At 48.7% G+C, this 23,778-nt stretch carries 17 protein-coding genes; 12 read left to right on the top strand and 5 right to left on the bottom strand.

The window, feature by feature from the left end; genetic code table 11:
- Positions 1-248: 248 nt before the first annotated feature.
- Together I6E49_RS10065 and gdhA are read right to left on the bottom strand one after the other, a co-directional pair.
- On the bottom strand, positions 249-890 hold the full coding sequence (locus I6E49_RS10065) for a septal ring lytic transglycosylase RlpA family protein (protein ID WP_235402099.1): 642 nt from the start codon (positions 888-890) through the stop codon (positions 249-251).
- Positions 891-945: 55 nt separating this feature from the next.
- Positions 946-2,283 carry an NADP-specific glutamate dehydrogenase gene (gdhA, locus tag I6E49_RS10070; RefSeq protein ID WP_235402100.1) on the bottom strand — a complete coding sequence of 446 codons (1,338 nt, stop codon included), beginning with the start codon at positions 2,281-2,283 and terminating at the stop codon, positions 946-948.
- Between the two features lie 451 nt (positions 2,284-2,734).
- Here gdhA and I6E49_RS10075 point away from each other — a divergent pair, with 451 nt between their 5' ends.
- Entirely contained in the window at positions 2,735-4,819 is a 2,085-nt protein-coding gene (locus I6E49_RS10075) for a GDSL-type esterase/lipase family protein (protein ID WP_441006971.1), read from the top strand.
- A gap of 577 nt (positions 4,820-5,396) precedes the next feature.
- Here the strand turns inward: I6E49_RS10075 and I6E49_RS10080 are convergent.
- Positions 5,397-6,755: a TrpB-like pyridoxal phosphate-dependent enzyme gene (locus I6E49_RS10080; RefSeq protein ID WP_235402102.1), complete on the bottom strand. Its 1,359-nt coding sequence runs from the start codon at positions 6,753-6,755 to the stop codon at positions 5,397-5,399.
- Between the two features lie 276 nt (positions 6,756-7,031).
- Between I6E49_RS10080 and I6E49_RS10085 the strand changes: the two genes are divergently transcribed.
- From I6E49_RS10085 to I6E49_RS10125, 9 genes are all read left to right on the top strand, one after another.
- Positions 7,032-7,721 (top strand): response regulator transcription factor, encoded by a 690-nt coding sequence (locus tag I6E49_RS10085; RefSeq protein ID WP_235402103.1) that lies wholly within the window; start codon positions 7,032-7,034, stop codon positions 7,719-7,721.
- A gap of 100 nt (positions 7,722-7,821) precedes the next feature.
- Positions 7,822-9,270, top strand: coding sequence for a sensor histidine kinase (locus I6E49_RS10090; RefSeq protein ID WP_235402105.1), 1,449 nt, complete (start codon positions 7,822-7,824; stop codon positions 9,268-9,270).
- Positions 9,271-9,395: 125 nt separating this feature from the next.
- Entirely contained in the window at positions 9,396-9,884 is a 489-nt protein-coding gene (locus I6E49_RS10095; protein ID WP_235402108.1) for a sigma-70 family RNA polymerase sigma factor, read from the top strand.
- A gap of 139 nt (positions 9,885-10,023) precedes the next feature.
- Complete coding sequence (locus I6E49_RS10100; protein WP_235402110.1) at positions 10,024-11,040, top strand: FecR family protein; 1,017 nt, start codon at positions 10,024-10,026, stop codon at positions 11,038-11,040.
- A 97-nt stretch (positions 11,041-11,137) separates the two neighbouring features.
- The gene (locus tag I6E49_RS10105; RefSeq protein ID WP_235402111.1) at positions 11,138-12,526 is read left to right on the top strand and encodes a thioredoxin family protein; all 1,389 of its coding nucleotides are present in this window, start codon (positions 11,138-11,140) and stop codon (positions 12,524-12,526) included.
- Between the two features lie 66 nt (positions 12,527-12,592).
- The gene (locus tag I6E49_RS10110; RefSeq protein WP_235402113.1) at positions 12,593-16,018 is read left to right on the top strand and encodes a SusC/RagA family TonB-linked outer membrane protein; all 3,426 of its coding nucleotides are present in this window, start codon (positions 12,593-12,595) and stop codon (positions 16,016-16,018) included.
- A gap of 28 nt (positions 16,019-16,046) precedes the next feature.
- On the top strand, positions 16,047-17,549 hold the full coding sequence (locus I6E49_RS10115) for a RagB/SusD family nutrient uptake outer membrane protein (RefSeq protein WP_235402115.1): 1,503 nt from the start codon (positions 16,047-16,049) through the stop codon (positions 17,547-17,549).
- Between the two features lie 27 nt (positions 17,550-17,576).
- A complete protein-coding gene (locus tag I6E49_RS10120) occupies positions 17,577-18,311 on the top strand; it encodes a DUF4843 domain-containing protein (protein ID WP_235402117.1) in 735 nt (244 codons plus the stop codon).
- A gap of 22 nt (positions 18,312-18,333) precedes the next feature.
- A complete protein-coding gene (locus tag I6E49_RS10125) occupies positions 18,334-19,848 on the top strand; it encodes a PKD-like family lipoprotein (protein WP_235402118.1) in 1,515 nt (504 codons plus the stop codon).
- Between the two features lie 213 nt (positions 19,849-20,061).
- On the opposite strand, the gene I6E49_RS10130 is transcribed toward I6E49_RS10125, so the two are convergent.
- On the bottom strand, positions 20,062-20,802 hold the full coding sequence (locus tag I6E49_RS10130) for a biotin--[acetyl-CoA-carboxylase] ligase (RefSeq protein ID WP_235402121.1): 741 nt from the start codon (positions 20,800-20,802) through the stop codon (positions 20,062-20,064).
- Positions 20,803-20,864: 62 nt separating this feature from the next.
- Between I6E49_RS10130 and I6E49_RS10135 the strand changes: the two genes are divergently transcribed.
- Positions 20,865-21,320 (top strand): nucleoside deaminase, encoded by a 456-nt coding sequence (locus tag I6E49_RS10135; protein ID WP_235402122.1) that lies wholly within the window; start codon positions 20,865-20,867, stop codon positions 21,318-21,320.
- A 296-nt stretch (positions 21,321-21,616) separates the two neighbouring features.
- On the opposite strand, the gene I6E49_RS10140 is transcribed toward I6E49_RS10135, so the two are convergent.
- Entirely contained in the window at positions 21,617-22,522 is a 906-nt protein-coding gene (locus I6E49_RS10140) for a TraB/GumN family protein (protein WP_235402124.1), read from the bottom strand.
- Between the two features lie 170 nt (positions 22,523-22,692).
- Between I6E49_RS10140 and I6E49_RS10145 the strand changes: the two genes are divergently transcribed.
- The gene (locus I6E49_RS10145) at positions 22,693-23,775 is read left to right on the top strand and encodes a phosphotransferase enzyme family protein (protein WP_235402125.1); all 1,083 of its coding nucleotides are present in this window, start codon (positions 22,693-22,695) and stop codon (positions 23,773-23,775) included.
- Positions 23,776-23,778 lie beyond the last annotated feature (3 nt).

Raw genomic sequence — 23,778 nt, forward strand, 5'->3', positions numbered from 1 at the left:
CCACGAATCACACTAATCTCACAAATCTTCATTGTCCCTTATTCGTGCTATTGGTGTGATTAGTGGTGGTATAAATGAATTGCATTCACCACGAATCACACTAATCTCACAAATCTTCATTGTCCCTTATTCGTGCGATTAGTGCTGTTCGAGGTGATATATATAATTTGCATTCACCACGAATCACACGAATCTCACGAATCTTCATTATCCCTTATTCGTGCGATTAGTGCTATTCGTGGTGAATTTTATTTCCTTCTGACAGATTTTCTTTTGCCTTTCGCCTTGCTTTTATTGCGAACGTTGGAACGCTTTTGGGGCTGAACGGTCTTGTGGTTAGAATCTTTTTTCTCTTTGATAGTCTTGCCGTTGGCTTCCGTTTTCTCTTGTTTTTTATTGCCTTCAATCTCCTTTTGTTTTTTATTGGCTTTGTTGTCACCCTTCAATTGATGGGTTTTCTTGCCATAAGTGGGGAAGTGGAGGATGCCACTGGCAGGCAGAGTGTATTCAGTAATTTCAAAATCAATTTCTGGGATACTCTCCGGTTCGGGCTTGAATGGCACAACGGTTTTCTTTACGGGTTCGACCCTTACTACAGCTACGCCCTGGTTGATAATGCCCAACTCTTCGGCGGCAGCGTGCGAGAGGTCGATTATGCGTCCACGTGAGTGTGGACCGCGGTCAGTAACGCGCACGATGACTTCACGCCCGTTACGTTCGTTGGTCACCTTGAGCAAAGTACCGAACGGGTGTGTGCGATGTGCGCATGTCAGACTGTCGTGATGCAGTCGTTCACCGCTACTTGTGCGTGCTCCGGTGGCTCGTTTTGAGTAGAACGATGCCTTGCCGTGCTGAATTTGCGAACTGGCTGTGGCAACAACTATTGCCACAGCCAGTGTCAGAAAAGTTCTTTTTAATATCTTAGAGTTACCTATCATCAAGTGATTATACTATGCCCTGAGCCATCATAGCGTTGGCCACCTTCATGAAGCCAGCGATGTTAGCGCCCTTAACATAGTCGATGTAGCCGTTAGGCTGCTTGCCGTACTTGACGCACTGCTCGTGTATTGAGTGCATGATGTAGTGCAGCTTCTCGTCAACTTCCTTCTCGCTCCAGCTCAGACGCATAGAGTTCTGAGTCATCTCAAGACCAGAAGTAGCCACACCACCAGCGTTGACAGCTTTGCCAGGGGCAAAGAGCTGGCCGGCAGCAACAAACTTCTCGACAGCTTCAGCTGTACAGCCCATGTTCGAAACCTCGGCTACGCACTCAGGATTGTGTGCGAGGATGGTCTCGGCATCGTTGCCGTTAAGCTCGTTTTGTGTAGCACATGTCAAGTATATGTCGGCCTTAACTTCCCAAGGCTTCTTGCCTGCTACGAACTTAGATCCTGGGAACTCGTCCTCGTACGGCTGGCAAACGTCATTGCCAGAAGAACGGAGTTCGAGCATATAGTCAATCTTGTCGCCCTCGATGCCTGCCTCGTCAAGGATGTAGCCGTCGGGACCAGACAATGTGATAACCTTAGCGCCAAGCTCAGTAGCCTTCTTTGCAGCACCCCATGCCACGTTGCCGAAACCAGAAATAGCAACGGTCTTGCCCTTAAGGCTGAGGCCGCGAGTAGCCATCATCTGATTGACGAAGTAGAGAGCGCCGAAACCTGTAGCTTCAGGACGGATGCGTGAGCCACCGAACTCCAGACCCTTGCCAGTGAGCACGCCCTGATACTGGTGTGTGAGCTTCTTGTACATGCCGAAGAGGTAGCCGATCTCTCTGCCGCCTACGCCGATGTCGCCTGCGGGAACGTCCTCGTCAGGACCGATGTGGCGATAGAGCTCAGTCATGAATGCCTGGCAGAAACGCATAACTTCAGCGTCAGAACGTCCGCGGATAGAGAAGTCAGAGCCGCCTTTGCCACCGCCCATAGGCAGAGTGGTGAGTGCATTCTTGAATGTCTGCTCAAATCCGAGGAACTTCAGGATAGAGAGGTTCACTGAAGGATGGAAACGCAAGCCGCCTTTGTACGGGCCGATGGCACCGTTGAACTGTACGCGGTAGCCGATATTTACGTGTACCTCACCATTGTCGTCTGTCCAAGGCACGCGGAAGGTGATGATGCGCTCTGGCTCTACGAGTCGTTCGATGAGCTTTGCTTTCTCAAACTCAGGATGACTGTTGTATACGTCCTCTACTGAGATTAACACTTCGCGCACTGCCTGCAAGTATTCGGCTTCGCCTGGGTGCTTCGCCTCGAGATCATGCATTATTTTTTCAACATTCATAGCGATAAGGTTTTAAGTTGTTTAATAGTTTTATTGTAGTATATTACGTTACTTACGTTGTGTCACTTTGACATCGCAAATATAGCTTTTTTACTTTTACCTACCAAATAAAATTTTGAGTTTTTGGTGTTTTTAATTTACTTTTAGATAGCCGTTAAGGATGTGTGCGATAACAAACAATATGCTATTGGCGGGCAGATATTACACATTATATATATAGGCATATCACGTATACATATATACTTATGCCGTGTTGTATACATAAGCTTAGCATGTTATATAATATGGTCGTATCACATTGTTTTGCCTATTGATTTTATTGATTTTTTTAATTAAATACGAGTTGCTTTCTATAGTTTTTGCGTAACTTTGCAAAAACGTAATGAGTAAACCGAAAAACTTTAAAAACTACCTTGTTACTATGAACATAAAACGAATGATTTTGCACGCTGTGCTCCCTGCATTGTTGCTCGGAGTGTTTGCCCTAAATGCTTCGCAGGCATCGGCAGCGAGCAAGAAGCAGAAGACGCAGCCCATACGTGTGGCTTGCGTAGGCAACAGCATTACCTATGGCACCGGTATTGAGGACCGTGCGCACGACTCCTATCCCTCGCAACTGCAGCGTATGCTGGGCGAGCGGTATGTAGTGGGCAACTTCGGCAAGCCCGGTGCCACGCTGCTCTATCACGGCCACCGCCCCTATGTGGTGCAGAAGGAGTTTAAGGAGGTGCTTGCCTTCAAAGGCGACATAGCCGTGATACACCTCGGCATCAACGATACCGACCCGCGCAACTGGCCCAACTATCGCGACGAATTTGTCAAGGACTACCTCTCTATAATGGACTCATTGCGTGCTGCCAATCCAAAGGTGCGCTTCATATTGGCTCGTATGACTCCGATAGCCGACCGTCATCCGCGCTTTATTTCCGGAACCAAGCAGTGGCACGGCGAGATTCAATCCGCCATTGAGACTGTAGCACGTCTTAGCGGAGCTGAACTCATCGACTTCCACGAGCCTTTGTATCCCTATCCCAACCTCCTTCCCGACGCCATCCATCCCAATCCCGAGGGAGCCGGCATACTTGCCAGAACCGTGTACAGCGGCATTACGGGCAACTACGGCGGCCTGCAGATGTCGCAGCTGTACACCGACTACATGGTGCTGCAGCGCAACGTGCCCCTCGACATACACGGCACAGCCAACGCCGGCGAGAAGGTGACGGTAAGCATCGACCGTCAGACCGTTACTGCCACAGCCGACAACCGTGGCAAGTGGTGCGTCGTGCTGAAGCCGATGGAGGCTGCCGACGACCTGACGCTTACCGTCAAGGCTGGCAGACAGACCAATGTATATAGCCATGTGGCAGTAGGCGAGGTGTGGCTGTGCTCTGGTCAGTCGAACATGGCGTTCATGCTGTGCCAGGCCGAGAGCTACAAGCGCGACATCAACAATGCCAACGACCCACAGCTCCGTCTCTACGACATGAAGGGACGTTGGGAAACTTACGATGTGGCGTGGCCTGCCTCGTGTCTCGACTCGCTCAATCACTTGCAGTACTTCCGCCCCACGACATGGCAACCCACTACGCCCGACAATGCCAAGTGGTTCTCTGCCATAGGCTATTATTACGGACGCATGCTGCGCGATTCGCTCCGTGTGCCCGTAGGATTGATTTGCAACGCCATAGGCGGATCGCCCACCGAGTCGTGGGTCGACCGCAACACGCTCGAGACACGCTTCCCTGCCATACTGCGCAACTGGCTTCACAACGACTTCATTCAGGATTGGGTGCGCGGACGTGCCGCCAAGAACCTTACCAACGACAACACCCGTCTGGGACGTCATCCCTACGAGCCGTGCTATCTCTACGAGAGCGGCATACTGCCGTTGCAGAAATACCCTATAAAGGGAGTGGTGTGGTATCAGGGCGAGTCGAACGCACACAACAAGGACGCCCATTCTGAGCTGTTCAAATTGCTCGTAGACAGCTGGCGCACCAATTGGAGCAACCCCCGAATGCCCTTCTACTTCGTGCAGTTGTCAAGTCTCAACCGTCCGTCGTGGCCGTGGTTCCGCTACAGCCAGCTTGAGTTGATGAAGCACATCGACAATACCGGCATGGCTGTTACAAGCGATTGCGGCGACTCGCTCAACGTACATCCCAAGCGCAAGCAGCCCGTAGGCGAGCGTCTGGCACGTTGGGCGCTGTGCAAGACCTACGGAATGGCCCTTACGCCATCGGGCCCTATATATAAAGGTGTGGTGCGCGAGGGCGACGCACTCGTCGTAAGTTTCGACTACGCCGACGCTCTCACCACCTCCGACGGAAAATCGCCGTCGACCTTCGAGATAGCCGAAGAAGAGGGAATGTACTATCCCGCCACCGCCGTTGTATCGGGCAACACCGTCCGACTGACCTCGCCGGCGGTGAAGCATCCGCGCTTTGTGCGCTACGGATGGCAACCCTTCACACGCGCCAACCTTGTCAATGGCGATGCTCTGCCAGCGTCTACGTTCAGAGGCGAAGTACAATAACACACCCTCATTCAGAAGTTAAAGGAGTTTTTCGCAAAGCTCAAGGAAGTTTCACTACCTTCGGTCGTTAGAAATTCTTGCTAAGGCAAGCGGCAAAGCCGAGCGATAGCCATTACTCTCTTTTTACTGAATATTCAGCTGTAAGGCATACGGCTTTAAATTCTATAACTTCTTTAAATTCTATAACTTCTTTAAAATCTATAACTTCTGAACTTGCGAAAGTTCAATAAAATAATAAAAACCAAAAACAGCGGATTAGCTCATTTGCTAACCCGCTGTTTTTTTATTTAACAACTTACCAAATTCTTTTTATTTTTGCGTGTCAATCTTATGTGCCACGCTCACGGCCTGAGCAATTGTAATTGCAAGAAAGCCGAAAATTACCATAGATACCATAATCTTTTTACCTTTAAGTTAAACTGTTTTCTTTAATTACTCTGTTATCCTTTTTGCACTGCAAAGGTAGAAAAATACGGCTGTGTACGCAAACAATACGTCTAAAACTTGATTTTTTGCTTATGTTTGTTGATGCAAGTCAAAGTATAAGGTTCATACGAACTGTGAATTGATTCATTCTTTAAACTTCTGGAACTGTTGCAAGGTATTTCTTGATTTCATCGTCAGAAACAGCATAGTCATGCAAGTCGCCATTGATATAACTCTCATAGGAAGGCATATCAATAAGTCCATGTCCAGACAGACAGAACAGAATCACCTTTTCTTCTCCAGCTTCCTTTGCCTTCATAGCCTCGCGAATAGTAGCAGCAATAGCATGACAACTCTCTGGCGCAGGAATAATACCTTCTGTACGTGCAAAAAGCATACCTGCCTCGAAAGACTCAGACTGAGGAATATCAACACCATGCATATATCCGTCCTTAATCAACTGAGAAATAATCATACCAGCTCCATGATAGCGCAAACCACCAGCATGGATATTCGCAGGTTTGAAATCATGACCTAAGGTGTACATTGGAAGTAATGGTGTATAACCAGCTTCATCGCCAAAGTCGTATTCAAATTTACCACGGGTCAACTTAGGGCAACTTTCCGGTTCAGCTGCAATAAAATCAGTATTCTTTCCATCCTTAATCTTATGACGCATGAAAGGGAAGGCAATTCCACCAAAGTTACTACCGCCACCAAAACATGCTATCACAGTATCAGGATACTCACCTGCCATAGCCATCTGCTTTTCTGCCTCCAGGCCAATGACTGTCTGATGGAGAGCCACATGATTTAACACAGAGCCCAAAGTATATTTACAACCAGGAGTTGTTGTAGCCAACTCTACAGCCTCACTGATAGCAGTTCCTAATGAACCAGGATGATGAGGGTCACGAGTAATGATGTTTTTACCAGCTCTTGTACTCATAGAAGGAGAACCCTCTACTGTAGCGCCAAAGGTACGCATAATACTGGAACGATATGGTTTTTGCTGCATGGTTATCTTTACCTGATAGACAGCCGCTTCCAATCCATAGAGTTTGGCTGCATAAGACAAAGCAGCCCCCCACTGACCAGCACCGGTTTCTGTTGTGACATTCGTGTCACCCTCTTGCTTACAATAGTAACACTGAGGCAGAGCAGAATTGATCTTATGCGAACCTAATGGGTTAGTACTCTCATTTTTGAAATAGATATGAGCTGGAGTACCTAAAGCTTCTTCCAAAGCATAAGCACGAACCAGTGGAGTAGAACGATAGAAAGTGTATTTCTCCAATACATCTTCAGGAATATCTATCCACGTATGTTCCTGGTCTAATTCCTGCTTGGAACATTCCTTATTGAATATATGTGAAAGATCATCAGCACTGAGAGGCTGGTGGGTCTGAGGATTCAATGGAGGCAATGGTTTATTAGGCAGGTCTGCCTGAATATTATACCATTGCGTTGGGATTTCACTCTCCTGCAAAATAAATTTCTTCTGTTTCATGTGGTGTCATTTTATTTTAATTATTATGTCTTTCCTTACATCATGTTTGTAGACGAATCTATTTTGCGACAAAATTACAAAAACATTTGAGATAAAAGAAAAAAAAGCAACGATTTTGCATTTTGTCTGAAAATATCGTAAAACGGCTGATAATTGTATTCGGCCTAAATTATAAGTGTTGTGGAAATTTTGTAATGAAAATGTAACGCCTCCGCAATACGTGTGAATAGTATAATGTTTATCTTTGCAAACGTAAAGAGAATAACATAAAGCACAATGAAACAGAATGCACGCATACTTGTTGTAGATGACGAGCAGGACCTGCTCGAAATCCTGAAGTTCAATCTTGAGACAGAAGGCTATGAGGTCGTGACAGCCCCGTCTGCCGAAGATGCCCTGCAGCTCGACATAGCCTCGTTCGACCTCATGCTGCTCGACGTGATGATGGGCGGCATGTCGGGATTTGCCATGGCGCGCCAGCTTAAGGACAATCCTGCCACTGCACAGGTTCCTATAATATTCCTCACAGCGCGCGACACCGAGAACGACACCGTGACGGGATTCAATCTCGGAGCTGATGACTATATCTCCAAGCCCTTCTCGTTGCGTGAGGTGATGGTGCGCGTGCGTGCCGTGCTGCGCCGCACCGCCAAGGAGAACGGCGAGGAAGAGGCAAAGACGCTGTCATATCAGGGCATTGTGATGAATCTCGACCGCAAGACGGTGAGCGTAGATGGCGAGGACATCCCCTTCACCAAGACCGAGTTCGAACTTCTCCACCTATTGCTCGACGAGCGTGGTCGCGTGTTTTCACGTCAGGAGCTCATCGAGCGCATATGGCCCAAGGACGTGCTGGTGCTCGACCGCACCGTAGATGTCAACATTACTCGACTCCGCAAGAAGATAGGACGTTTCGCCAAGTGCATCGTCACGCGCCTCGGCTTCGGCTACTATTTCGATGCCTAAAACCGTGGTGTAACCTTCACCACGAATTTCCCGAATCTCACGAATTCAGTAAACGTACAATTCGTGCGATTAGTGCGATTCGTGTTAAGACAATAATATTATGCGAATATCCGTTGGAACAAAACTTTACTTCAGTGTACTGTCGCTGTTTCTGCTGTTTGCTGTGTCGTTCATTATCTTCCAGCAGACACGCGAGAAGCAGTACAAGATAGACACGCTCAATCTGAAGTTGCAAGACTACAACTCGCGCATGGCTGAGTTCTACAGCAACAACGCCGAACGCTCCGAGCAGGTGTTCAACAATTATGTGCGCCGCCACTACATGTCGCGCCTGCGTGTCACACTGATACGTCCCGACGGAAGCGTGCTGTACGACAGCCGCTTGAAGCAATACGCGCACATAAGCAATCATGCCTCGCGTCCGGAGGTGGCAATGGCGCTCAAGCACGGCTCAGGCTCTACCGTGGAGCGCAGCAGCAAGACGTTCAACAGCGACTATTTCTATTCTGCCACGTATTTTCCGCACGACTCTATCGTCATACGTTCGGCACTGCCATACACCAGCGACCTCGCCCGTTCGCTGCAAGCCGATCAGCACTACATTTGGTTTGCCGTCATAACGATACTTCTGCTCACCGTAGTGCTCTACCGCTTCACCAGCCGACTGGGCGACAACGTGAAGAAACTGCGCACTTTTGCCTCGCGAGCCGACCACGGTGAGTCGCTCGATACAGAAGATCTCATTGCATTTCCTGCCGATGAGCTGGGCGAAATAGCCGAGCGCATCATCAAGATATACAAGCGTCTGCAGTCGACACGGCGCGAACAGGACATGCTCAAGCGCCAGCTGACGCAGAACATAGCCCACGAACTCAAGACGCCCGTGGCAAGCATACAGGGCTATCTGGAGACCATACTCGAAAATCCCAACATCAACGACCAGATGCGTGAGCAGTTCCTCGGACGCTGCTACGCCCAGAGCCAGCGCCTCACGTCGCTCCTGCACGACATCTCTACGCTCAACCGCATGGACGACGCGCCCGAGATGACGAGTACCGAGAATGTAAACATATCGCAGATGGTGCAGAACATCCAGAAGGAGACAGCCCTGCAGCTGCAGCAGAAAGGCATGACATTTGTAAATCGTCTGCCCGACAACATCGTGGTGCGCGGCAATCAGAGTCTGCTCTACAGCGTGTTCCGCAATCTCACCGACAACGCCATTGCCTATGCGGGCGAAGGCACCACCATAACTCTTACGGCTCAGCGTCCCGGTGCCTACATAGTTGAGTCGGACATGAGCGATGAAGACGGTTCTGCCAAGTGGGCATTCACCTTTGCCGACAATGGCGTCGGTGTGTCTGCCGAGCACCTGCCGCGCCTCTTCGAGCGCTTCTATCGTGTGGACAAGGGCCGTTCGCGCAAGATGGGAGGCACCGGTCTGGGCCTTGCCATAGTCAAGAACGCCGTGCTTCTACATGGAGGAACGATACGTGTGAGCCAGAACGAAGGCGGCGGATTGAAGTTTGAATTCTCGCTGAAGATTTAGCCGCTTACGGATTGTATCAGTGTCTGTTTGTTATAAATAGGATTAAAAGACCAGTTCTCTCGTTTTTTTTTCATAAGTTTGCAGATGAAAAGAAAACGGAAGATTTTTTTTGTAAAGCCAAGCAGATGCAAGCAGTCGAATTTGAGGGATTTTTTAAGGAGAATTTTTCAAAGATATATTGTTATGCCCACAGCCTTGTCCGTGACGATGAGGCTGCGCGAGACATTGTGGCCGATAGCTTTGAATATCTTTTCACCCACAATCCGCATTTGTCGAAGTCTGAAGCTTCCAATTATCTTTTTGCGATAGTACGCAACCGATGTGCTGATTTCTTCAGAAAGCAAGCCGTACATCAGCGTTATTCCGAATACATCACTTACACCACCGACAAAGCCATGTCTGCCGAATGGTCGGACCACGACGAGAAGGTGGAGGCAATCAGGAGGATGATGGGCAGTCTTACGCCCCGCACACGTGAAATTCTTGAAGCCCATTATTTGCAGGGCAAGAAGTATAGCGAGGTGGCTTCCGAACTGGGAATCAGCGAGAGTGCTGTGAAGAAACATATCATGCAGGCATTACGGATGTTCAGGGAAAATGTGATAAGGGAATGAATAGAATAAAAAAAGGTTAAACATTCAAACTTGCAAGTACCCCAAACGAAGCCTAAAGCTATATATGTATGCAGACAAAGCCGGTTCTATTTACTGTTGAACATACTGATAATAACATAGAACATAGATGAATAAAGATATGAATCAAATGGATCTGGAGAATTCAGAACATCTTGACCAGATGGTTACTGAGGCCTTGATGAGAGACCGTTTGGTTTCTCCCGATGCTGATTTGGAATGGAAGAAGCTGTCAGCCCGAATGTCTGTCGGCAAGGATTCTGCTGCTTCACCGTCAGACGTAAAGCACATCCCGTCTTCAGCTTTGCGTCTGGTGTGGACCATAGTGGGCACCGTAGCGGCCATGGCGTTGATTGTTGTAGTGCTCAATTTGAAGGGATTTGACGCTGACGGCAGTTCGGTATACCAGGCAAAAGCCACACCTGCCGAGATAGTGATACTTGACGAGCAGGACAACCAACATGTGGTTAAGGGCAATGACCTGTCACTTGCTCCTGCCAGTAAGGCTGTGGTGCATACAGTAGTGGTGCCTGAAGGAAAGGACATGAAACTCACTCTTTCGGACGGAACGGAAGTCTGGCTCAATGCCAACAGCCGTCTTGCCTATCCCACCGTGTTCAATGGCAGGGAGCGCAAAGTGGAATTGCAGGGCGAGGCTTATTTCAAGGTCGCTCACGATTCCCGTCATCCGTTTATAGTATATGCCGGTGGCATGCAGACACGTGTACTGGGCACAGAGTTTAATGTTGATGCTTCCGACGCAAAGCGCCCTCACGTAACGCTTGTACGGGGAAGTGTCAAGGTTTCAAAGGCTAATATTAATAAGGTGATTGTGCCGGGTGAGGATGCAGCATTTGATGCCGGGGGCAGCATTAAGGTGAGTCGGGTAGATTTGAATGATGTGGCTTGCTGGAAGGACGGCATTGAGATGTTCGACAATGCTTCGCTTCGCGACATTGTGATGCATATGGGCAGCTGGTATAATGTGAATGTTATATGTCATGACGATGCATTGCTCGACATGCATCTTCGATATATGTACGATCGCCGACAAGGCATCGAGGAGGCTGTAATGATGCTTAATACGATTACAAATAACAAAATTAAATTGCAGAATAATTCCATTTTGATAGAATAAAAGCAAATTATTTTTACTTTTTCTTGTTTTTGGGGTGCCCATAGTTTCTCTTTGTGCGATTTTATATTAAAAAGAAACAATAAACGTGCATAAAACTATGAACAGGAAACTTTTGATTTTGGTGTTGGCTGGAATGTTGCTTGCACCGATAATGTCTGTACGTGCATTTGCCGTCCGGCAAGTTGCGCAACTGGCCAAGGCTGCTGACGGAGCCGTCGGAACACAGTTCTTCAAGGGAACCTTTGCACAGGCTTTGGCAAAGGCTAAGAAGGAGAACAAGAAACTTATGGTAGATTGCTACACGCTTTGGTGTGGTCCGTGCCGCCATATGGCTAAGAATGTTTTCCCGGATGAGAATCTGGGCAAATACATGAATGCCAACTTCGTCTGCATACAGCTGGATATGGAGCATGGCGAAGGTCCCGAACTTAACAAGACGTTCAATGTCAAGGCTTATCCTACATTTATTTTCTTTGATGCCGAAGGCAAGGAGATGAGCCGATTTGAGGGCATGTGCATGCAAGACGAGTTTCAGAAGCGCTGTGAGCGAATACTGAAGGGTGAGGCTCCGATTGTAAAGGAGGATTCAGAAACGGCAAAAAAAGTGCAACCACAGGTAGCCGAGAAAGACACAATTATAGATGAAGGCAAAGGCGTTAACTTTATAAAAGGCTCGGACGTGCGTCTGGCTGACGTGCTGGCTCAGGCAAAACGCGAGAACAAACGGGTGCTTGTCGATTTCTGGGCGACTTGGTGTCATGCCTGCATGAAGATGAACAATACCACATTCCGCGACACTCGTATTGGAAACCTTATGAATTACACTTTCGTCAATTATGCTGTCGATGTTGACAATGACCCCGACGGCAAGTCGCTGGTTGAGAAATTCAACATCAAGGCGTTTCCTACTTACCTTATTCTCAATCCCGACGGGACCGAATATAACAGAGTCGTTGGAAGCAATCCTGTAGAACCGTTTGCCAAAGCGTTGACCGATGCGTTGCTGGGTAAGGAAGACCGGTTTACTGCCATGGAACGAATGCAGCAGGAAGCCATTGCCAAAGCCAAGGCCGAACGCCAGTCTAAGCTGACCGCTTCGCCCAAAGCAACTCCTAAAACAAAAGTCCGCTTCATGTCAGGTACTGACGTCGTGAAGGCTATAAAAGCGGCTAAGGCAAAGAATCGCAACCTGATGGTATTCGTTTCCGACAGTGATTACAAGTCGGATTATGTCGAGAAGTATTCATTCAACGACGGTGCTATAGCCGATTATCTCAACAATAACTTCGTATGCTTGTTTGTTGATGCCAACAGCAAGCAAGGCGATGCTGTCATTACGAAGTATGAAGTGATGGAACAATTCCCCAGTTTCCTGCTTTTCAATAGCAAGGGCGAGTTTAAGGGATGTGCCGGTGGCGCTATGCGTGATGTAGATACTATGAAAGATACATTCAATATGTATCTCAACTATACTCCTCAGAAGTAATCGAACGAATTGCTTGGAGATTGTGATTCAGATATATTGTAGTTTAATATTTATAAATGGAAAATTATGGGAGATTTAAAGTCAAGAATACTAGCATTGACAATCGTCTCTTCATCTATCACTCCTCTCTCTCATGTGAATAGTCAGGCGGCAGTGGTTGACGCTCAACCGCTGTCTGCCAATGAGTGGGCTGAGATGCAGATGGCAAAGATCAAGGGGCAGATCACGTTGGTGGAGGCGTTCAAGCGAATAGAGAAGCTTACCGGATACAGAATCATGTATTCGTACGACGACGTTAAGAACTATAAGGCGCAGGCTGTTCCTACATACAAGGATATTCGTAAGGCATTGTCGCAGGTGTTAGGCGACCTTCCATTGGAGTATTCTATAAATCATAAGTTTGTGTCAATAACGCCTAAACCCCAGCTGGCTTCGAATGTGTCTTTGTCGCCTACAGTGAAGGAAGGAATGACAGTTGTGCTGCAAGGTAAGGTGGTTGATGTGAATGGGGACCCGTTGCCAGGTGTTACGGTGCAGGTTGTCAAGGACCATAAAATCACTACTGTCACCAATACCGATGGAACCTTTGCGCTGCAGTTGGACCGTGGACGTACTGTAAAGGTCGATTTCTCTTATATAGGTATGGAATCTGAGTATTATATTTTCAAGTGTCAGGAGGATTTCCGAAACCTTGTCATCAAGATGAAGGACGATGCGTCATCGTTGAAGGAAGTGGTTGTGACCGGAATGTTCAACAAACGTCGCGAGACATATACCGGTTCGGCCAAGACTGTAACCTCTAAGGACTTGAAGATGGCAGGAAACTCCAATCTGTTGTCGTCACTTTCGAATGTAGATCCAAGCTTTAATATTGTCACCAACGACCTGATAGGCAGCGACCCTAATAAGTTGCCCGATATAACCATGCGTGGTTCAACGGCATTAGGGTCGGATGTGAAGAGCATGCAGACCAATGCCAGCAACAAGGTGTCAAGCAATCTGCCGCTGTTTATTATGGATGGCTTTGAGGTTAGTTTAGAGCGTTTCAATGATTTGGATGAGAATCAGGTGGAAAGCATTACGCTTCTGAAGGATGCTTCGGCAACGGCTCTCTACGGAACACGTGGTGCCAATGGCGTAGTGGTTATCACTACAAAGAAGCCGGAGAGCGGAAGACTGCGCGTCACATATAAGGGTACATTGACATTGGAGGCGCCTGACCTCGCTGGCTATAATCTTATGAATGCCAGCGAGAAGCTGAAATACGAGAAGCTTGCAGGACTTTATACCGCTGAAGATGATGTAAAGAAGCAGCAAAGTCTTGACAATCTATACAATGCACGTATGATGAACGCTGCAAGAGGAATCGATACCTATTGGCTCAAATATCCTATCCGTACCGGAGTGGGCCAGAAGCATAGTGTGCGTGTAGAAGGTGGTGATGACATTTTCCGCTATTCGGGCAATCTGCTTTACAACAACATCAATGGCGCGATGAAGGGTTCGGAGCGCAATACGTTCACAGGTGGTGTGTTTCTTTCTTACAAATACAAGAATCTGACATTCCAGAACGACCTTCAGATTTCAAGTAATACGTCCAAGAATTCGCCTTACGGCTCGTTCAGCGATTACACTTCGGTCAATCCTTATTACACTCCGTTTGCCGATAATGGAAGTTATGCCAAGAAATTGGAGAGCAACACGTCGTATCCTTCATTGGGTTTGAACTCTGGTGTGACTGTTTATAATCCGCTTTACAATGCCATGCTTCCTCAGAAGAACGAAAGCAAGTACACCTCTATTACAAATAACTTCGCGATAGAGTGGCACCTGAACGATGCTTTCTTTATGCGCGGTTCGCTTGGCATAACAAGTCAGAAGAACAGAAGTGACGTGTATGTAGCAGCCGAGAATACGGTTTTCGACAACTATTCTACTTCCGACTATGGCAGGAAGGGCTCTTACACATACGGAACAGGTGAAAACAACCAGTACGAATTGAATGTCACAGCCAACTATTCCAAGACCTTTGCCAATCTGCATTCGCTCTATATGGGAATAGGATACACCCTGGCACAGACCAAGTACGAGGACTATTCGTTTCAGGCTGAAGGCATAACCAACAGCAATATGGCATTTCTGGGTGCTGCAACTTCATACGCCCAGGGAACAACTCCTTATGGTTATGAAAGTACTGTACGCCGTGTAGGTGTGACGGGCAACTTCAACTATACATACGCCGACCGATATTTCGTTGACGGAACCTTCAAGACCGAGGGCTCGTCCCAGTTTGGCAAGGACAATCGTTTTGCTCCTTTCTTCAGTGTTGGAGCCGGTTGGAACATTCACAACGAGAAGTTTCTGAAGGGAAACAATATTGTTAATGTGGCTCGTCTACGTCTTAGCTATGGTACAAGTGGCTCTCAGTCGTTCTCGCCTTATCAGGCTTTGACCAGTTACAAGAGCATTGACGGCTACAACTTCAATGGTTTGTATGGCGTAAAGTTGATGGGCATAGGCAATTCGGAGCTGAAATGGCAGAAGACCAAGCAATGGAACGTCGGTATTGACCTTGAACTCATCAAGAACCGTTTTGCATTTAACTTCGACTACTATAACAAGTTGACCGACGATCTTCTCTCTGATGTCAATCTTCCTACTTCGGCTGGCTTCAGCAGCTTCAAGAGTAATGTAGGACAGGTAGAGAATCGAGGATTTGAAATAGGTGCCAATGCCTACATAATCCGCAACACCAGTAAGCAGTTGATATGGTCGGTAGGTGGCACAATGATTCATAATGTCAACAAGATAAAGAAGATAAGCAACTATCTGGAATACCTGAACTCATTGATGGAGAATGAACAGGATGTCAATCCGAGCTTCATGTACAAGGAAGGCGAGAGCATCAACACCATCTTTGCAGTACGCAGCCAGGGCATTGATCCAAGCAACGGTAAGGAGATATACGTAAAGAAGGACGGCACGCTTACCTATGTATGGGACAGCAAGGACAAGGTGGCGTGCGGCATCAACGAGCCTAAGTATCTTGGCACGTTCAATACGCGCTTGCGTTATCAAGGTTGGCAGCTGAGTGCGATATTCAGTTATCGTTTCGGCGGACAGATTTACAACAGCACGTTGGCAAGCAAGATAGAGAACAACTATCCCTACAACAACAGCGACAAGCGTGCCCTCTACGACCGTTGGAGTCTGGAGAATCCCAATGCACGCTATAAGGCCGTCAGCGATTTCTCCACAACGTACGCCACAAGTCGTTTTGTTGAGGATGAGAACACCTTGCGTCTGAACACCCTTTCATTGAGTTATGACCTTCCGACGGGCTGGCTCAGGAAGATGCATTTGCCCTTTGATTATGTATCCGTTGCCGGATATGCCGAAGATTTGTTGTATCTGTCAAGTGTAAAGCGTGAGCGTGGAACGGATTATCCGTATGCGCGTACCTACACATTCTCCTTGACATTGCGATTCTAAAAGGATTATTAATGTAAAACAGAACAAGATGAAAAAGACAATATATTCTATAATGCTTCTCATCGGAAGCGCGTTTGCATTGACGAGTTGCAGCGATTGGCTCGACGTGAGTCCGAAGACGGAGGTGCGCGAGGGTGAATTGTTCTCCACCGAGGCTGGTTATCGCAATGCAATGTCAGGTGTTTACATCCTTTTGGGCCAGAAACCGCTCTATGGAGTGCAGGCTTCAATGTACGTTCCGGAGTTTCTGGCGCACACATGGACCACACCTTCGGAGAGTACTGACGCCTCTGCATTCTATTTGGCAAAGAACGACTATACCAATTCTAATGTAGAGTCAACGTTAGACGATCTCTGGTCGAACTATTACAATGCCATTGCCCAGATCAACAATATACTTACCAACCTGCAGAGTTCTTCTGTAGCGTTTACGGGCAACCAACGCCAGATAATGGAAGGCGAACTTTACGGATTGCGCGCATTCCTTCATCTCGACTTGTTGCGCTTCTTCGGTCCGGTGCCGAGCCAGACTGACGGAGCTACGGCGTGCATTCCGTACGTCAAGACATTGACTACCGACGTTGCAAACCTCAAGTCGGAGTCGTACGATGCGGTAAAGGCTGACATCATTTCCGACCTTGACAAGGCCGAAAGCCTGCTTGCCACCAGCGATCCGATTGTAGAATCCAGGGCAAGTGCCGACGATCCTGCCCGCTCGGACGATGCCGATGAAGCCAATGTCGATTTGGACGACAACGACATCTATCGTCAGTTGCACTTCAACTATTGGGCGGTTATAGGTGCAAAGGCACGCTATTATTACTGGATAGGTGACAAGGAGAAGGCGGCAGACTATGCCCGTAAGGTGATAGAAGCCAAGGACAAGGCAGGCAAACAGGTATTTGCGCTTTGCAATGAAGCCTACTATTCGGCACATAGCAATGCCAATCTGACAATGAAGATGGAACAGCTCTATGGCGTTTACAATTCAAGCTATCAGAATGACATATACAGGGCGTATTATTCCACATCGAATCCGCTCTTCACACAGAATGAAGAATATGTGAAGACAGCCTACGAGTCGACTCTGTATCCGGACGATATACGCTTCAAGTCGAGCAGATATTGGAAGAGCCAGATGGCAGACAATGCCATAATAACGGAATATCACTTCCTGAAATACGCCTTCAACGGCTCGTGGTACGGCTACAATACCGTTCCCGTAATGCGATTGAGCGAGATGTATTTCATTCTCTTCGAGTGTGCTTCTATAGCTGACATGAAGCCGTATTTTGCCACATGGCGACTGTCGCGTGGCTTGGATGCCTCGATAGATGCAACCCTTACCACCGAGTCGGCTGTCGTTTCGCGCATGGAAAAGGAGTGGCGCAAGGAGTTTATGGGCGAGGGTCAGATGTTCTTCTTCTACAAGAAGCACAACTATCAGGCTTATACATGGCCTACAGCCTATACGGTTCCGACGGGAGCCTATCAGCTGCCGAAGCCCAAGAGTCAGACAATGTATGAGTAATGTTTCAACAAAAAACGCAGTTTTATTATGAAGAAATATTTATATATAGCCATGATGGTAGTGGCGCTGTTGCCTCTGGCTTCTTGCTCCGAAAACGAACCGATGGAATATGCAGGCCAGCCGGCATTGTATTTTGACAATGAAGACATCAACTATTCGTTCTTCTATTCGGAAGACGGGGGCGACCGTAGCAGCGTAGACATAACGGTACACGCTATGGGACCGGTGGCTGACCATGACCGTACGTTCACCCTTTATCAGAAGAACGTAGACGAAACCGATGCTGCCCAGGCTGGTGTGCATTATGTAGGTTTTGATACTGACGTGATGAAGCAGGCTATGGTGATACCGGCAGGAAAGAGTGAGGTGAAGCTACCGATAGTATTGCTCAAGGACAACAGCCTTGCCACACAGACCGTAAAGCTGAAGATAGGAGTGCGTCCCAACGAAAACTTCGGCGCAGGAGTGGTAGAGAAGGACAGTACAGTAATCTCGTTTTCGTCGCAAGCCATAAAGCCTGCCAACTGGAAGGACTGGTATTACGCCTTCGGAGCCTCTTGGGGAAGCGTCAAGATGCGTTTCATCATCGATGTGACTGGCATCACCAACTTTGACAATGTGCCTGACGATTACGACTATCTCATCTATCTTAACGGCAAGCTGAAATCGAAGCTGTATGAGTATAATTCCACTCACGACCAGCCTTTGCAGGAGGTGGACGGCACTCTGATAGAATTCGAGAATCCTTACATTTGGGAATAGTAACTTAAAAGTGTAGAATGTTATGACGAACAATATAATGACTAAGAGCTTGTTGGGTCTGGCCATGGCGTTGGGGCTGTTTGCCAGCTGCTATGACGACAAGGGCAACTATGACTATATATCCGAAGACGATGCCGCTGGCGTAGTGTTGGGAGCTTTGGAGGGGACAACTGTGCGTGCCAATGAGGTGCTTAACATAGTGCCGCAGATGAAAGGTGGCGAGGGCGACGGATTCTCCTATCTGTGGTACACGCTGTCGAGCGGTACGTATAATGTAAGGAGGGACACGCTGTCGCAAGAGCGCGAGCTGAATGTTCCGGTAAATCTGAAGGCGGGAAAGTACACATTGTATTATCAAGTCACCAACAGGTCGAATGGAGTATTCCGTTCGGTTGAGGCTCCGTTGACCGTTACTGCCACCGACATCACTTCCGGATGGTATGTGATGAAGGAGATTGAGGGCGGCACCGACTTCGACTACTACTCGCTTGACGGAAATAAGGCGGTCAGTTCGTTTATCACCACCTCGCTCGGAATGGAGCCGTTAAAGGGCTCGCCCGTAGGAATGGCGTTTCTCGATGGTTCGTACAATCATGAGGAAGAGGGTGCCGACGGCAAGACAACGAAGGAAACCGGTCTGTCGGCATTTCACATCCTGACCACACATGACTTCGTAACGTTGAACGGCAGCGACTTCTCGTTGCTGAAAAACCTGCATCAGGAGTTCTACGAAGCGCCTTCATCGTTCAATTTCAGCCATCTGTTCATCGATTCGTCTTTGCGCGCCCAAGGCTTAAATACTGACTATTGCTTCCTCATAAACAACGGCAAAGTCCATACGATGGGTTCCGAGATAGGCAAGTGGGGATATCAGGGAGCCGGCGATTATGAGTTGTACCCGACGTTGGTGGGCTGCTTTGTATCTGAGTTTGCTTATGATATGAAGAACCAGATGATTGTGACATGCAGCACGGACGGCACCGTGGAGAATGCGAACACGCTGTCTGGCGGCGCCTTTACTGACTTTAAGGACAAGGATATGAAGGTTTCTGCGCTTGTGCCGCATGTCGGAGGCTTCTCTGCCGAGTTCTATATTGTAGCCAAGAGCGGTGAGGACGGCAGGTACTACGTGGCTGATGTCACTACCTTCCCACCTTATATTTGTGAAGCAACGTATTACGAATACGCCTCCGACAGTCCGCTCAACCAGGCAAAGATTCTCGCTTCGCCCCAGACAGCTTCTGTCATTTACTTTGCTATAGACAACAAGCTGTATATGCACAAGGTGACGACGGGCGAGGACAGCGTTGTGAAGACATTCGCGCAGGGCGAGACCATCTCGTTCATACAGAACATAACGGGCACGGACAAGGCTGGCGAAAGCTTCAACGATATAGTTGTCATCACCAACACCTCTGCCGGATACAATGTCTATCAGATGCCTATGGTTGGCTCGGCAGGCGAATTGCAGACCGATGTAGCGCCAGCTTATCAGGGTGAAGGCAAGGCTTCTTACCTGATGTTCCGACAGGAATAATCCTTTATATAACAGCAATCGTCAAAGACGGCTTGCAGATTGTGTCTCAAGTATTTACACAGTCGTGCAAGCCGTCTTTTTGTGTTGCTGAAAAAATGTAGTCCTTTTGCACTCCAAAAGGACTCGTTTTGCCATGTAAAAGGACTCCTTTTGCAAGCTAAAAGGACTACATTTGAGGTCCAAAAGGACTCCTTTTGAAAATCACCATGATTTTCAGTCCAAAACAAACCTTACTTCCTTGAGCGTATATTCGCGTCTGGTGCCGTCAGAAAGAGCCAGATGCAGGCGTCCGTCAACCGAAACGTGGTCGATGCGGGCACTGAACTGTTCGCCCGTTGAGGTGTCTTCGTAGAGGTGTAGTCCCTCGCGGCGATACAATGCGGCATGGTATTGGCTGACGATGTGGTCGGAGTGTCCGCTTACGGCAAGCGAGTAGTAGTGGTCGAAGTGCTGCACTATCTCGTCGAGCAGCTGTTCTGTAGGAGTCTCTACACCTATTATATTATATAGCGACACTGGATTGGGCGCGTCGCTGTGAAACTCCCGTTGGTTGACGTTGATTCCGGTGCCGTATATGCAGCGTGCCAGAGTGCGCCCCTTCACCGATGTCTCGATGAGCGTGCCGCTGATTTTGCGGTCGTGCCAGTAGATGTCGTTGGGCCATTTCAGACTGATGCCGTCGGTGTAATTGTCGAGGGCAGCCTTGACAGCGAGCGCTCCAGCCATCGACAGAACGAACTGTCGGGTAATGTCGATGCTTGTCGGGCATACCAGAATGGAGAACAGCAGGTTCTTTCCAGCCTCGCTCTCCCATTTGTTGCTGCCCTGTCCGCGTCCGGCAGTCTGCCAGTCGGCGTAGACTACGGTCATACTGTCGTCCTGAGGCGACGGAAGTGCGCGCAGATAGTCGTTGGTTGAGGCTGTCTGATGTAGATGAATTATTTTGTGTTGCATAATTTACGTTTTCGTATAAAATCAATTAATTTTGCATCTGCAATCAATCCAAACATACTATTATGGACGAAAAACAGAAGCAACAGGCTGCCGACGAGCAGTTCATGCGCCGTGCCCTCGACGAGGCTATGGCGGCTCGCGATGCCGGCGAGATACCCGTTGGAGCGGTAGTGGTGGCTGATGGCCGCATCATAGCGCGTGCCCACAACCTCACCGAGACCCTTGGCGACGTCACGGCGCATGCCGAGATGCAGGCGATAACGTCGGCTGCCAACCAGTTGGGAGGCAAATACCTCACCGACTGCACCCTATACGTCACCCTCGAACCCTGCATCATGTGCGCAGGAGCGATAGGGTGGTCGCAGATAAGGCGTGTGGTTTATGGCGCAACCGACGACAAGCGAGGCTACTCGCAGTTCGCTCCCAAGGCTTTTCACCCCAAATGCACCGTCACTACGGGCGTTCTGGAAGACGAATGCAGAGAGTTGATGACGCAGTTCTTCAAGAGCAGAAGATAATAATAGGAGGCTATGGAGTCCTCGCCATAGCCTGAGTAAGCAACAATGCATATTATTGTTGTCAACAACGTTTATTATTATTGTTGTTGTAAAATGCCGGCTAATTGCTCAGGAGGGCGTGTCAAAAGTCACAGCAGTACGCCCCGAAGGGGCAGAAGCTCATAGCCCAGGGCAACACCCTGGGTAAAAGTACACCCAAGGCGCTGCCTTGGGCTATGTGCTTTTGGGGCTTTCAGCCCGTTTTGTTTGACTTTTGACACACCCTCCTCCTACAGTTTGCAATCTCAACTGTATTATTATTTCACTGCCTCCACAGTATACCCCTGTGCCTTCAGCAATTCTATCACGCCGCGTTTGCCCGGCAAATGACCCGCACCAACAACAAACAGCGTAGGCTTTTCGCTCATAATGGCAGGCATACGCTTAGCCCAGTCGGCGTTGCGGCGGTATATCAGCTGCTCCATTTCGTCGGGAGTGGCATCGCAGGCGGCATCAAACTTCTCGTTCATGATGTCGAGCAGCGTCTTGATGTCCTGCTTGTAGTAAGCCTCCGCCATACGTTCGGTAGTCGAAGCGTAGTAGTCGGTGTGGTTGAGGAAGCAGTCGAGCTGGGCAATCTGGCGCTTCAGCGGAGCGCCGAACATAATGCTCATCTGCAATTCCATCGTCTCAAGTCCGCCTACAGGCTCGTTGTTGTTCTTGGCTTGAAGCTGGAAGTACTGGTCGATAGTGTTGGTGGGGTCGAATTCGCCCATGTGTGCAGCCATATACTGCAACACCTGCAACTGCGAAACAAGTGCTGCAGGCGACAGACGTCCCATCTGAGCACCCACTTGCGGATTGTCCAGGCCCACGCCCATATACTGCTTGAGCAGCGCGTTGAGCTTCTTGTACTGCGTAGGGTTGAGTACTGTCTTCAGCGTCTTGCCCTCTGGCAGCATCATGTGGGCCTGCATGGCACGCAGCGAGTCAGGATTGGTCATGTCGTCCCATTTCAGTTCGCCGTACACCTGGTCGGTGTTGTCGAGCGCAGTACGTATGCCCGCCACCCTGTCTACAAACGGCGTGTTGGCAATGTGGAAAGTTCCGAACACATACGACGGCTTCTTGAGGTCCTTGCCCGAAATGCTGTACAGCAGTTGGGCATTGGCGGTGAGGGCGCAGACAAGCGCCAACAGAACGATAGAAAACACTTTTTTCATATTATTTATTGTTAAATGATAAGTTACTTGTTGCAATAAATGTGTGAATTTAGCCTTTTTATTTGATATTTTGCGTACATTTGCAAATCTAAGAGTCTTATTTTGGGTATACACCCGGTTTTATTAACGCAAATAACAGAGAAATATTTTTAAAAACAATCTATAAAAAAATGAACAATCTCAATCAAATCATCAGCCACTTCAGCATCACTGGCACCGTGGCAGACGTGAAGCCATTAGGCAACGGACTCATCAACGACACCTACAAAATCACAACAGCCGAGGCCGACGCACCCGACTATGTGCTCCAGCGTATCAACGACTCGATATTCACCGATGTCGACTTGCTGCAGCACAACATCGAGGAGGTTACCACACATATCCGTGAGCTGCTCGTAAAGGAGGGCGCTGACGATATAGACCGTCGCGTTCTCACATTCATCAAGGCCGACAACGGCAAGACATACATCAAGGATGAGGAGGGAAAGTACTGGCGCATCTCGATGTTTATTCCCGATGCAGTGACCGTAGACGCTGTCAATCCCGAGTCGTCATACCACGCCGGCAAGGCATTCGGAAAGTTTGAGTCGCAGGTAGCCGACATTACCGACCGTCTGGGCGAGACCATTCCCGACTTCCACAACATGGAACTGCGTCGCGACCAGCTGCGTCAGGCTGTCAAGGACGACCGTGCCGGACGTGCAGCAGGCGTCAAGGACTTCATCGACGAAATCGAGAAGTACATGGACGAGATGTGTCTTGGCGAGCGACTCTTCCGCGAGGGCAAGCTCCAGAAGCACGTATGCCACTGCGACACTAAGGTAAACAACATGATGTTCGACAAGCAGGGCCGCGTACTCTGCGTCATCGACCTCGACACAGTGATGCCTTCGTTGTTCGTGAGCGACTACGGCGACTTCCTGCGCACAGCAGCCAACACCATCGCCGAGGACTCTCCCGAGTTCGACAAGATCGACTTCCGCATGGACATCTTCGAGGCTTTCACACGTGGATACGTTGAGTCGGCTTCAAGCTTCCTCACTCCGCTCGAAATCTCATTGCTGCCCTACGCCGCCGAACTGTTCCCGTACATGCAGGCAGTACGCTTCCTTTGGGACTATCTCAACGGCGACCACTACTGGAAGTGCTCTTATCCAGAGCACAACCTCACACGTGCCCGCAACCAGTGGCACCTCTTCCTAAAGGCTCGTGAGCACGAGGCAGAGATGAAGAAGTTCATCGAGAAGTTGTAGTTG

The sequence above is a fragment of the Leyella stercorea genome, from assembly GCF_021531655.1.

Bases quoted from the DNA above. Each gene is read 5' to 3' on its own strand.
- gdhA (WP_235402100.1), bottom strand. From the start codon at position 2,283: ATGAATGTTGAAAAAATAATGCATGATCTCGAGGCGAAGCACCCAGGC.
- I6E49_RS10080 (WP_235402102.1), bottom strand. From the start codon at position 6,755: ATGAAACAGAAGAAATTTATTTTGCAGGAGAGTGAAATCCCAACGCAA.
- I6E49_RS10085 (WP_235402103.1), top strand. From the start codon at position 7,032: ATGAAACAGAATGCACGCATACTTGTTGTAGATGACGAGCAGGACCTG.
- I6E49_RS10090 (WP_235402105.1), top strand. From the start codon at position 7,822: ATGCGAATATCCGTTGGAACAAAACTTTACTTCAGTGTACTGTCGCTG.
- I6E49_RS10095 (WP_235402108.1), top strand. From the start codon at position 9,396: ATGCAAGCAGTCGAATTTGAGGGATTTTTTAAGGAGAATTTTTCAAAG.
- I6E49_RS10100 (WP_235402110.1), top strand. From the start codon at position 10,024: ATGAATCAAATGGATCTGGAGAATTCAGAACATCTTGACCAGATGGTT.
- I6E49_RS10105 (WP_235402111.1), top strand. From the start codon at position 11,138: ATGAACAGGAAACTTTTGATTTTGGTGTTGGCTGGAATGTTGCTTGCA.
- I6E49_RS10110 (WP_235402113.1), top strand. From the start codon at position 12,593: ATGGGAGATTTAAAGTCAAGAATACTAGCATTGACAATCGTCTCTTCA.
- I6E49_RS10115 (WP_235402115.1), top strand. From the start codon at position 16,047: ATGAAAAAGACAATATATTCTATAATGCTTCTCATCGGAAGCGCGTTT.
- I6E49_RS10120 (WP_235402117.1), top strand. From the start codon at position 17,577: ATGAAGAAATATTTATATATAGCCATGATGGTAGTGGCGCTGTTGCCT.
- I6E49_RS10125 (WP_235402118.1), top strand. From the start codon at position 18,334: ATGACGAACAATATAATGACTAAGAGCTTGTTGGGTCTGGCCATGGCG.
- I6E49_RS10130 (WP_235402121.1), bottom strand. From the start codon at position 20,802: ATGCAACACAAAATAATTCATCTACATCAGACAGCCTCAACCAACGAC.
- I6E49_RS10135 (WP_235402122.1), top strand. From the start codon at position 20,865: ATGGACGAAAAACAGAAGCAACAGGCTGCCGACGAGCAGTTCATGCGC.
- I6E49_RS10140 (WP_235402124.1), bottom strand. From the start codon at position 22,522: ATGAAAAAAGTGTTTTCTATCGTTCTGTTGGCGCTTGTCTGCGCCCTC.
- I6E49_RS10145 (WP_235402125.1), top strand. From the start codon at position 22,693: ATGAACAATCTCAATCAAATCATCAGCCACTTCAGCATCACTGGCACC.